This is a genomic window from Providencia sp. PROV109 (assembly GCF_033681625.1).
In the GTDB taxonomy this organism is placed as follows: Bacteria; Pseudomonadota; Gammaproteobacteria; order Enterobacterales; family Enterobacteriaceae; genus Providencia; species Providencia hangzhouensis.
The window spans coordinates 1009316-1021113 of the sequence record NZ_CP096320.1 but is presented as its reverse complement, the minus strand read 5'-3'; the positions used below and the strand labels follow the sequence as shown (position 1 = coordinate 1021113).

Annotated in this window: 12 protein-coding genes; 6 read left to right on the top strand and 6 right to left on the bottom strand. The window is 38.8% G+C overall.

The features are described from left to right. Positions 1–2 precede the first annotated feature (2 nt). Entirely contained in the window at positions 3–980 is a 978-nt protein-coding gene (gene epmA, locus M1F25_RS04605; protein WP_004258613.1) for an elongation factor P--(R)-beta-lysine ligase, read from the bottom strand. A 799-nt stretch (positions 981–1779) separates the two neighbouring features. Here epmA and frdA point away from each other — a divergent pair. From frdA to frdD, 4 genes are read left to right on the top strand one after another with little or no spacing between them, the layout of a single operon-like run. Continuing rightward, positions 1780–3576, top strand: coding sequence for a fumarate reductase (quinol) flavoprotein subunit (frdA, locus tag M1F25_RS04600; RefSeq protein ID WP_004258614.1), 1797 nt, complete (start codon positions 1780–1782; stop codon positions 3574–3576). Further along, positions 3569–4303 carry a succinate dehydrogenase/fumarate reductase iron-sulfur subunit gene (locus tag M1F25_RS04595; protein ID WP_004258616.1) on the top strand — a complete coding sequence of 245 codons (735 nt, stop codon included), beginning with the start codon at positions 3569–3571 and terminating at the stop codon, positions 4301–4303. Before frdA ends, M1F25_RS04595 begins: the two co-directional genes overlap by 8 nt. A 14-nt stretch (positions 4304–4317) precedes the next feature. Further along, complete coding sequence (gene frdC, locus M1F25_RS04590) at positions 4318–4713, top strand: fumarate reductase subunit FrdC (protein ID WP_004258617.1); 396 nt, start codon at positions 4318–4320, stop codon at positions 4711–4713. 15 nt (positions 4714–4728) lie between these two features. After that, the gene (gene frdD, locus M1F25_RS04585) at positions 4729–5082 is read left to right on the top strand and encodes a fumarate reductase subunit FrdD (protein ID WP_004258620.1); all 354 of its coding nucleotides are present in this window, start codon (positions 4729–4731) and stop codon (positions 5080–5082) included. Between the two features lie 63 nt (positions 5083–5145). Here the strand turns inward: frdD and tetR are convergent, their stop codons facing one another. Next, the gene (gene tetR / locus M1F25_RS04580) at positions 5146–5745 is read right to left on the bottom strand and encodes a tetracycline resistance transcriptional repressor TetR (protein ID WP_181489362.1); all 600 of its coding nucleotides are present in this window, start codon (positions 5743–5745) and stop codon (positions 5146–5148) included. Between the two features lie 80 nt (positions 5746–5825). On the opposite strand from tetR, the gene tet reads away from it, so the two are divergent. Further along, positions 5826–7028 (top strand): Tet(A)/Tet(B)/Tet(C) family tetracycline efflux MFS transporter, encoded by a 1203-nt coding sequence (gene tet, locus M1F25_RS04575; protein WP_096864381.1) that lies wholly within the window; start codon positions 5826–5828, stop codon positions 7026–7028. Between the two features lie 309 nt (positions 7029–7337). Here tet and M1F25_RS04570 read toward each other — a convergent pair whose 3' ends face one another. Genes M1F25_RS04570 through M1F25_RS04555 form a run of 4 tightly spaced genes read right to left on the bottom strand, consistent with a single transcriptional unit; the run spans position 7338 to position 11349 of the window. Then, entirely contained in the window at positions 7338–8522 is a 1185-nt protein-coding gene (locus M1F25_RS04570; protein ID WP_110591184.1) for an MFS transporter, read from the bottom strand. 52 nt (positions 8523–8574) lie between these two features. Next, positions 8575–9339 carry a helix-turn-helix transcriptional regulator gene (locus M1F25_RS04565; RefSeq protein ID WP_164565535.1) on the bottom strand — a complete coding sequence of 255 codons (765 nt, stop codon included), beginning with the start codon at positions 9337–9339 and terminating at the stop codon, positions 8575–8577. A 15-nt stretch (positions 9340–9354) separates the two neighbouring features. Next, a complete protein-coding gene (locus M1F25_RS04560; RefSeq protein ID WP_181489360.1) occupies positions 9355–10548 on the bottom strand; it encodes an MFS transporter in 1194 nt (397 codons plus the stop codon). A 39-nt stretch (positions 10549–10587) separates the two neighbouring features. Then, positions 10588–11349: a hypothetical protein gene (locus M1F25_RS04555; RefSeq protein WP_181489358.1), complete on the bottom strand. Its 762-nt coding sequence runs from the start codon at positions 11347–11349 to the stop codon at positions 10588–10590. A 206-nt stretch (positions 11350–11555) separates the two neighbouring features. Here M1F25_RS04555 and M1F25_RS04550 point away from each other — a divergent pair, with 206 nt between their 5' ends. Beyond that, positions 11556–11765, top strand: a complete 210-nt coding sequence (locus tag M1F25_RS04550; protein ID WP_004258645.1) for a helix-turn-helix domain-containing protein — start codon at positions 11556–11558, stop codon at positions 11763–11765. The last annotated feature ends 33 nt before the right edge of the window (positions 11766–11798 follow it).

Below are 11798 nucleotides of genomic sequence, written 5' to 3'. Positions count from 1 at the left end.
ATTTAAGCAATAGTGACAGGGAATGCGATCACATCACTGATTTTGTCTGCATTTAATGCAATCATTATCAGCCTATCAACCCCAACTGCTACACCAGAACAATCGGGTAAACCATGCTCTAAAGCCGCCAATAAGTGCTCATCAATAGGCGCAGTAGGAAGCCCCATTGCCGCACGCTTACGGTTGTCTTGTTCAAATCGCTGGCGTTGTTCGCTTGCATCGGTGAGTTCATGGAAACCATTCGCCAGTTCCATCCCTTTATAATACACCTCAAAACGCTCAGCTACGCGGTGGTCTTCCGTGCTAATCACCGCAAGAGAAGCTTGAGTCGCAGGGAAATGATACACGACTGCAGGCTTTTCTTTACCAATATGAGGCTCAACGCCCATGGTAAATAGCAGTTGAAGTAAGGTATCTTTATCTTCTTCCTGATCCGCGATATTACTCAAATCTAAACGGGCTGCAACCTCACGTAATTCGCTTTTCTCGGCGGACAGCGGGTCAATATCCAAATAACGTAAAAACGCTTGTTGGTAAGAAAGTAGCTCTGCACTCTCACATTCTAAAACTTGTTGCAGTAAATCATCCACTTCATTAATCAAACGATACATATCAAAATGCGGACGATACCACTCTAACATGGTAAATTCAGGGTTATGATGTCGCCCTGCTTCTTCATTTCTAAAGCTACGACCTAACTGATAGATAGGGCCACTACCTGCCGCTAATAAGCGTTTCATGTGGTATTCAGGGCTAGTCATTAAATATAAATTAATGCCTTGTGCCGCACCAGGACCCACAAAACGCGTTTCAAATGGAACAAGATGAATGTCAGTGACTGTTGCCTGACTCATTGCGGGGGTTTCGACTTCAAGTACACAGCGATCAGTAAAAAAACGTCTGACTTCCGCAATTATTTTTGCGCGCTGTAACAGGTTAGCGATGGGGGCGGTTGGCTGCCAATTCGCTATATCACTCATTAAGATAACTCCAAAATAAACTTAGTCGTGCAGTGTACCCACCTCACTTGCAACACACAATGCATTTACACTGATAATGCACATTTATCTGGGCGTAAGTACTTGTAACTGTCGACATGATGAGTAAGTAGAGATAACCAGATTATCTCTTGCTTTATACGATTAGGCAAAGCCTTTACTTTGAGCTATACATCGAGTTAATGAGGAAAGATAAAGAAAATAGTCAGAAACATGATTATTTCTTATGTTATGTGACATAACTGTTACTAAAAAAGCGAAACGATTCGCTTTCTCAATCTATTTTAAAATTTTCTCTTCGAAATTGAACTTCTTCTAAAAATAAATAGTGAGACTCCTCGCAAATTAGCATTCAATATGAATGAAACTCTTCAGCTATAATAATAGTATTATTCACTTATTATTGGTAAAACCTGACTAATCCCCTTGGTTTTATACACTAAAATTTTATGTAAATTTAATGATAATTATTTGAAATTCCTTTTTATTCGATGTTAACAGCCTAGAAAATCGAGCAATGTAAAAACAATTTATAAAAAGAAGATCTACCTCACACTTTATCGCTAAATTTGGCCAAAACCCCCCTCTATATCAAATTTATCTTGAGTACTATTCGCTATAATTCACAGCATGATAAGTCATTATTAGCTATTATATTATTTACTATTAAAAACAGATATTTCGTAGTTTAGCTTTAAGTTGAACTGAAAATGACGTAGCTAATTATCAAAAGTATTTAAAAGAATTTATCAATTTTACACTTGAACAATGGAGAAGCGCAGTGCAAACCTTCAATGCCGATTTAGCGATTATCGGGGCCGGGGGCGCAGGCTTACGTGCAGCAATTGCTGCCGCTGAAGCAAATCCCAATATCAAGATTGCTCTGGTCTCAAAAGTATACCCAATGCGTAGTCACACTGTGGCCGCAGAGGGGGGATCAGCAGCAGTTACTCAGGCTCATGACTCCTATGACTATCATTTTAATGATACTGTAGCTGGTGGGGACTGGCTGTGTGAGCAAGATGTTGTCGACTATTTTGTCGAACACTGCCCAACAGAAATGACCCAACTAGAGCTATGGGGCTGCCCGTGGAGCCGTAAACCAGATGGTTCAGTTAACGTTCGCCGTTTTGGTGGAATGAAAATTGAGCGTACGTGGTTTGCTGCTGATAAAACTGGCTTCCACATGCTCCATACCCTGTTCCAAACTTCATTAAAATATCCACAAATCCAACGTTTTGACGAACATTTTGTTCTCGATATCATTGTTGATGAAGGCCAAGTCCGTGGTCTTGTCGCGTTAAATATGATGGAAGGAACAAAAGTCCAGATCCGTGCGAATGCCATCGTGATGGCAACTGGCGGTGCTGGACGCGTTTATCGCTACAATACCAATGGCGGTATTGTAACCGGTGATGGTATGGGTATCGCATTCCGCCATGGCGTGCCGCTGCGTGATATGGAGTTTGTTCAATATCACCCAACTGGGTTACCGGGTTCTGGTATCTTAATGACCGAAGGTTGTCGTGGTGAGGGGGGGATCCTTGTCAATAAAGACGGCTATCGCTATCTGCAAGACTACGGAATGGGGCCTGAAACTCCACTAGGTAAACCTGAAAATAAATATATGGAACTGGGTCCACGTGACAAAGTTTCCCAAGCGTTCTGGCACGAATGGCGTGCAGGTCGCACCATCAGTACCCACCGCGGTGATGTTGTTTACTTAGATCTTCGCCACCTTGGCGCAGAAAAACTGCATGAGCGTTTACCATTTATTTGTGAATTAGCGAAAGCCTACGTGGGTGTTGACCCAGTAACAGACCCAATTCCTGTTCGCCCAACCGCTCACTACACTATGGGTGGTATCGAAACGGATCAACGCACAGAAACACGCATCAAAGGCCTATTTGCTGTCGGTGAGTGTTCTTCTGTTGGCTTGCACGGTGCAAACCGTTTAGGTTCTAACTCATTAGCTGAATTAGTCGTATTTGGTCGTCTGGCAGGTGAAGAAGCTGCTCGCCATGCTGCTGAAGCAACACCAGCCAATGCAAATGCTATCGAAGCCCGTACTCGTGATATCGAAGCTGACCTCAGCAAGCTCATGAACCAAAAAGGGAAAGAGAGCTGGTCGAAAATTCGCGACGAAATGGGTATTTCAATGGAAGAAGGCTGCGGTATCTACCGTACTCCTGAATTAATGCAAAAAACCGTTGATAAAATTGCTGAGCTGAAAGAACGCTTCAAACATGTCGAAATTACCGACCATAGCAGCGTATTTAATACTGACCTACTGTACACCATTGAATTAGGCTTTGGCCTTGATGTGGCGGAATGTATGGCTCACTCTGCAATCAACCGTAAAGAATCACGTGGTGCACACCAACGTCTCGATGAAGGCTGTACTGAGCGTGATGATGTTAATTTCCTTAAACATACTTTGGCATTCTATAACCCAGAGGGCTCCCCTCGTTTAGAATACAGTGACGTGAAAATCACGAAATCTCAGCCAGCTAAACGTGTTTACGGTGCCGAAGCTGAAGCTCAAGATAAGGCGAAGAAGGAGCAAGCTAATGGATGATATGAAACACCTAAAAATGGAGATCATGCGTTACAATCCGGAAACGGATAGTGAGCCCCATTTGGTGACGTATGATGTCCCTTACGACGAGCAAACTTCTTTGTTAGATGCGTTAGGCTATATCAAAGATAATCTCGCTCCAGACCTGTCTTACCGCTGGTCCTGTCGTATGGCGATTTGTGGTTCTTGTGGCATGATGGTGGATAAAGTGCCTAAACTGGCTTGTAAAACATTCCTGCGTGAATACCCGCAAGGCATGAAAGTTGAGCCATTAGGTAACTTCCCAATCGAGCGCGACCTTGTTGTTGATATGACTCACTTTATTGAGCGTTTAGAGGCGATCAAACCGTACATTATCGGTAATGACCGTAAACCTTCTGAAGGCCCAAATAAGCAAACGCCTGCCCAGATGGCGAAATACCATCAATTCTCAGGCTGTATCAACTGTGGTCTGTGCTATGCAGCTTGCCCACAATTTGGACTGAACCCAGAGTTCATCGGTCCAGCCGCGATTACATTGGCAGAGCGCTACAATTTAGATAACCGAGACCATGGTGCGAAAGAACGCATGACCTTGTTAAACGGTGACAATGGTGTCTGGAGTTGTACGTTTGTAGGCTACTGCTCTGAAGTCTGTCCTAAGCATGTCGACCCTGCGGGTGCGATCCAACAAGGTAAAGTTGCCAGTGCGCAAGACTTTGTTATCGCCATGCTGAAGCCACGATAAGGAGAATTGAAGTCATGACAACAAAACGTAAACCCTATGTAAGGGAAATGAAGGGCGATTGGTGGCAAAAGCTAGGTTTTTACCGCTTTTATATCATGCGTGAAAGTACTTCAGTCCTTCAAGTCTGGTTTAGTATCTTAGTCCTATATGGGGTATTTGCACTCAAGAGTGGCCCTGAATCATGGGCTGGCTTTGTTGGGTTCTTAAGTAACCCAATCATTCTTATCATTAACATTATTACTTTGGCAGCAACATTATTGCACACCACCACGTGGTTCAATCTTGCACCAAAAGCCGTCAGTATTATTGTGAAAGATAAGAAAATGTCTGATGAGCCTATCGTTAAAGGCTTCTGGGCTCTCACGATTGTTGTTACGGCAGCAATCTTAGCTATCGCATTATTATTTTAATCTAAGGAGAATTTGATGAATCTAACGCCTAAACGTTCCGATGAGCCGATTTTCTGGGGATTATTTGGTGCTGGTGGTATGTGGAGCGCCGTAATTGGCCCTGCAATCATCATTCTGTTAGGGATTTTAATTCCTCTCGGCGTTGCACCAGAAATGCTTAGCTATGAGCGCATTATGGCATTTAGCCAAAGCTTTATCGGCCGCGTATTCTTATTACTGATGATTATTTTGCCAGTTTGGTGTGGTATGCACCGTATCCACCATACGCTGCACGACTTTAAAATCCATGTCCCTGCGACAAAATGGGTTTTCTACGGCGGCTCAGCAATCATTAGTGTTATTGCAATTATTGGTGTATTTACTCTGTAAATAATTCAATCACACATTATTTTAATAAAAGGTATGACAGCACATTGTCATACCTTTTCTTTTTTAGGGCTTAAAGCCTCGAATAATTGATTCTAAACCAAACAAAAATGCTTCTGTTCCATCATCATTATCCATGATTTGAACAGCTTCCTTTAATAGCAATGGCATCGCCTCGTCTTGTTCAACATCTCTCTCACCCATTGCCGCTAAATGCTCTTGCTGCTCAAGTACTGAACCCAATGTAAAGTGCCCCACTGCACTCACTGCATAAAGGCCACTTTTTAATGAAAAACCGCTATCAATCATAAATTGTAATTGCTTTTCTACGGTGGCGTATTGTTCTGTACTAGGGCGTGTTCCTAAATGTACCTTTGCTCCATCACGATAACTGAGCAAGGCTCGGCGAAAACTTAATGCGTTATGGTGCAAAAACTCCTGCCACGATTCCCCCTCAACGGGTAATGAATGGTTATGGTGTCGTTTTAGCATTTCAACAGATAATGCATCCAACAATGTGCGCTTGTTCTTCACATGCCAATACAGTGTGGGTTGCTCAACCCCCAATTTTTGGGCCAATTTTCGTGTTGTCAGCCCTTCCATTCCTACTTCATTCAATAAATCTAATGCCGCCGTAATAATGGTTTCTTTATCCAATCGTGCCATCGTTTTCCCCTTAATTTCTATTGACACTCTATCACTGATAGGGATATATTCCAACTCTATCAATGATAGAGAAATAGATAATGAATAAATTTGCGATCACGGCATTAATGATCACAGCCCTTGATGCGATGGGGATCGGTTTGATCATGCCTGTTTTACCTGCTTTACTGCGTGAATATGTCTCCATAGAACATTTGGCTAATCATTACGGCATACTGCTCGCGCTCTATGCCATCATGCAGGTATTTTTTGCTCCAATATTGGGTAAATGGTCCGATAAATTCGGCCGCCGGCCCATTTTGCTTCTTTCCCTTGCCGGAGCAGCGCTGGACTACACTTTGTTGGCTTTATCGAGCTCACTTTGGATGCTGTATTTAGGCCGTTTAATTTCAGGGATCACTGGTGCAACAGGCGCAGTAGCCGCTTCTGTTATTGCAGACAATACACTGCCACAAGAACGTACCAAGTGGTTTGGTCGTTTAGGTGCAGCTTTTGGTATTGGCTTAATCGCAGGGCCTGCGATTGGGGGTTTTGCAGGACAACTCTCTCCTCATCTTCCTTTTGTTATTGCGGCTATTTTGAATGCGTGCTCTTTTGTCGTGATCTGGTTTATTTTTAAAGATCAACACAAAGTCGCTGAACAGGGTGAGCAGAATGCGGAGCTATCGTCACCTGTTCCCTTCATGCAAGTGGTAAAACCCGTGATTTTGCTACTTTTCGTCTTTTTTATAGCACAGTTAATTGGCCAAATCCCTGCAACAACTTGGGTGTTATTTACCGAAAACCGCTTCCAATGGAATAGCATGCAAGTTGGGTTATCCTTAGCAGGCTTAGGCGTTATGCATGCCTTGTTTCAAGCCTTTGTCGCAGGCGCAATAGCCAAAAGATTCAATGAAAAAGTGACAATCATTGTCGGCTTTGTCGTGGATGGGGCCGCATTCATTATTTTGTCATTACTGACAGAAGGCTGGATGATTTACCCAACATTGGTCTTACTCGCTGGTGGCAGTATTGCATTGCCAGCACTACAAGGGTTGATGTCAGCTCAAGTTAATCAAGCTAACCAAGGTAAATTACAAGGAATTTTAGTCAGTTTAACCAATGCCACTGGGGTTATTGGTCCATTATTATTTAGTTTTATTTTTGGTCAAACACTCGCAACATGGGATGGCTGGGTATGGCTGATTGGTGCGATGATGTATGTTTTATTGATCGCATTTATTTTATCTTTTCATAGAAGTAGCAGCCAGATAGTTAAAATAACGAAACTGCCGGAGAGCTAAGTTTTAGCATGTTAATATCAAGTGCTATGATGGCCTTATCAGATTTGCTTTTGGAACATGACGTTAAGAGATATTTCGATGACAATACAACCTAAAAAGCCGAGAACGAAACCTGCAAAAGAAAGGCTAGATAACCTGATAAACGCATCATCTGAACTTAAATCATGGTATGAAAATAGCGTCAAATACTATGTCGAAAAGCAAAATATTTATATAGTTAATAAGGTAACTATCTGATTTTTCGTTACTGTAACCCTATGATGTATTGATATTTAACCCCCCTTAAGGGGGATTAAATCATGACTAACACTAAACAGGATTTGGTTTTGGCAACCAAGTAGATATAAAGTAGGAAAGCCCACAAACCGCAACAAATAGCCCAACATAACCTAAGTTAAAGTGACCTAAATAACCGACGACTAAAGGCGTTATCCCCCCGATAGAGGCAGAGGCGCCATTGTACCCTACGCCTAGTATTGTTGCTTGCCCATTAGATTTATCCATCAGTACGGCCGATAAATTACACAATATCATCGCTGAATATACGGACATAACGACTTGAGCGAAAAAGACGAGAAGTAAATTATCTAGCTGCAATGAAAAATAGAGTGGTACTGAAAGCAATACCATCCCAATGACTCCCATATTAAAAACAGATTTAACTGAGCTATATTTATCGGTTAACCAACCACATATCAGCATAAAAATTAACAATAGACCGGACGAAAATATTTCATAAAAACTCTTTATCTCGTCTATCATTAATTTTTCAATAATTAATGAAGTTGATAAATTTTGAGAGTAGAAAGTGACAGTACCAGGAATGGTAAATAAGAAAACCCAAAATACATGGAGCCAACTGAATATTGGTTTTTCATCTAATTCACTTTTATAATCCGGTAATTTTGCTCTAAACCAAAAACTAATTAAAATATTAATTAAACCAATTAATAGTGGGAGCCTCCAGCCAATTGACTGCATCGCTTCTTCAGAAAATGTGTTCTTTAACATGAAAACGACAGCTAATGATGCGATTACTCCACATAAAGAACTACCAACAATAATTGATGAAACTCTAGATTGAATATTCCCATCTAAATCCTTAAATAAATAAGTGATTAAAGAAGGAAATTCCCCAGCAAAACTAAAAGAAAGTGCTAATTGTAAAATTAATATTACTAATGGCGTATAGTTCCCTAATAATTCAATGGGTAACAGTGCCATCATTAATGTTGCCGTACCGGTTATCATACTTGTTAATACTAGAGCTGATTTTTCCCCTACCGTATCAGCATATCGGCCTATAACATACCCACCTAGTGGGCGGATTAAAAAACGTAATGCAAAAATCCCCCATACCATTTCCGTTGCTTGTGTATAACCTAAATTAGTTAATTCCGTACTTAAATAAGTGGATATAGCCGCAAACACAGCAATATCATAATACTTTAAAGCATTACCTGCGACGGCGCCAAACATGAATCTCCATTTCATTATTTATCCCTTTTCTATTAATCAATTTCCTTGTAGAAAAATATTCTCATATTTAAGGGTAACTCACCAAAGATTCCAAACACGCAAGAGTAATGCCATTTTCTTTTAAAGCCTGAAATAAACCACTAGGTGAAGTATAAGAGCAACCTAGTTTTTCTTTAATGCGTAGAATACGTTTATTTTCTGTCGCTTCCGAACAACCTTGAATATAACTAATTTCCTTTACTCGGCAATGTGATAATAATAAACGAATAGTTATCATTTCTTTACGGGTAAAACGAATGTTACCAAAACGCATATAATGATGAAAATCTAAAATATCTCGGTTATTATCTTCAATTTGTTGAGATAAGCTTATGTCCGCCCTAAGTGGTAAAATAATATTTTCATTATCTTTCCAGACATGCTGGGAGTAATCAGAAATAACAGCTCTTAATTTATAGAGCTCTAATAACTCATTAGATGAGAATTTCTTTCTTGAATTTATTGATGTAATTTCATATACACCGCCATATTGAGTACAAAAATCCACTTTCATTTCTTTCTTATCTGTTTTAGATAATGTTTTTTGAAATTCGACAGAGTAATTATTCCAATATTGAATACCAGGGATTAATCGCTCCTTTACTTTCTTATCTAAATCATCATCCCAAACCATAAGAACCCAATTATAATTACTAGAAATAGTCCTTACAGAATGATTAATCAAATCTACTCTACTATAAGTAACATCTATATCATTCCAATCGAAATACTTTAAAAACTTATCACCAAAACCAGAACAAGAAAGTTCTAGGTGTTTATTTTCTATATTCATATGTCACCCTTACATTTAAATAGTTAATAACCTTTGTTTTTTACTCAATAACAATGAAACAAATAGAGTTAACGAACTCAATGAAACAAAAACACCAACCAAGGAAACATCAATGATGACTAAATAGTTGATAATTAAAGGCGTTAACCCGCCTATAATCGTCGATGCAAGATTGTATCCCATACTTAAAGTCGTAACTTGTCCATTGGCTGGTTTTGCCATGGCATAATTCCAATTACATAAAACCATTGCTGAAATAATAATAATTGACGATTGGGAGATAAGTACTAATGATAAAACCTTAGTCGACATTAGGTAATAAGTAGGAATTGATAGTATGGCAGCTAACTTTACCCCTAAGTTAAACACCCGTTCAGAGTAACTGTATTTATCTGTTAACCAGCCAACTATTGCCATTAAAATCAATAATAAAGTTGATGATATCATTGAATATATACTTTTAAATTCTTCTAGCTCTAACTCCTTAAGTAAAAACGAAGATGAAAAATTTAAGGTATAAAAAATAACCGAACCAGGAATAACAACCAGTAAAATATTAAATGCCTTAAGCCAATCTATTTTTTGGCACCCATCATACTCAATGGGTTGGTCTGGTAAGCGATAGCGAAACCAAAAACAGATCAGTATATTACCTAGACCTAATAGTAGTGGTATCCTCCACCCCACCCTTTGCATGGTTTCAGGGTCTAATATATTTTCGAGAATTAACACGATTCCTAACGAGCCAATAACACCAACAACCGCACTTCCAGTTAACAACGCCGAAATTCTACCTCGTTCTTGGGGCTTAGAGTCTTTATATAAATAGGTAGACAGTGATGGACTTTCACCCGCAAAACTAAAAGATAGCAACATTTGAAGAAATAATATGGCTAAAGGCGTATATACCCCTAAGAGTTCAATTGGCAGAAATGCCATACATAATGTTGCACTACCGGTGAGAATACTTACTAAAATCATTGCCGGTTTTTTACCAACTTTATCTGCATAACGGCCAATCACATACCCACCTAGTGGCCGTATAAGAAAGCGTAAAGCAAAAATCCCCCACACAAGTTCCGTTGCTTGCTGATAACCTAGCCGAGTTAATTCTGCACTTAAATATGATGAAATCGCTGCAAAAATTGCAACATCATAAAATTCTAAGGTATGCCCTGCTACAGCGCCAAAACGTAATTTCCATTTCATAAAATGATCCCATATCCCTATATGAAACAAATAGTTAAATTAATTAATAGGCATTAATTTTTCTAAGCTTGCTAATGTAATCCCGTGATCTTTCATTACCGAAAAACATTCCTTTTGAGATACCATTTCACAGCTTAATTTTTTTTTGATATTGTTAACCCTTATATATTCGTCCTCCTCCGAACAGCCTTGAATACGGCTAATTTCATTTATATTTCGGTGGGAAAGCAACAAACGGATGGTTAATACTTCTTTATTTGAAAATGACAACTGCCCAAAACGTATATAATTAGAGGTTTCATTACCCCTGCAAATAATAGGTGCGGTTTCGTCTAATTCAATTTTTTGGCGTAACGGTAATGCAACCGTTTTATTTTCAGACCATTTTTCATATGCATATTCAGAAACTATTGAACGCCATCGATACAATGAAAGTAAATGATCATATGGGACTTTATGATTCGCATTGAGTGAAAATATCTCAAATAAATTATTGTATCTATTGCAAAAATCAATTTTTTTATTTCCTTTATCTAATTTGGTTAAAATTTTCTGGTATGCATCTGAATAATTACTCCAATATTGAACACCCGCAAATAACCGTTCTTTTAATGATAAATCCATATCATGATGCCAATAAATTAATTGCCATTCATAGTCGCTTGACAATGCATATATCTTTTTTTCGTCAATATCAATAATATTATAATTAACATCAATATCATTCCAATTAAAATAATTACATAGGTCTAATTTCACACTAGCACTTATTTTTTCCATCCTATTGTTTTCTATATCCATAAAAATCACCTTTTAGTTATTTAAATAAAAATAAAGATAATAAAAACGTTGAATCTATATCTTTAACACATAAAAATAAATATTCAAAGGCCAAAATTTAAAGGTATTCAAAATTAAGAATTATTTTTTTATCTTTATATCTCAATTGAATTACAGTTCATTAAAATAATTTAAATTATATTTATATATTAACTATTGGAGATCATATGAAACAAGACTGGCACTCGGCTGATATTATTGCAGCAATAAAGAAAAAAGGTTCTTCTCTTTCACAAATATCACGTTCAGCAGGGTTAAACTCATCAACATTAAATAACGCCCTATCTAGACGCTGGCCAAAAGGAGAGCGCATTATTGCCGAGTTTTTGGATGTTGCACCATCTGAAATTTGGCCATCGCGTTATAACGAAAAATAACATAAGAATTGTTTTCTCTATGTCCCCAAAAAT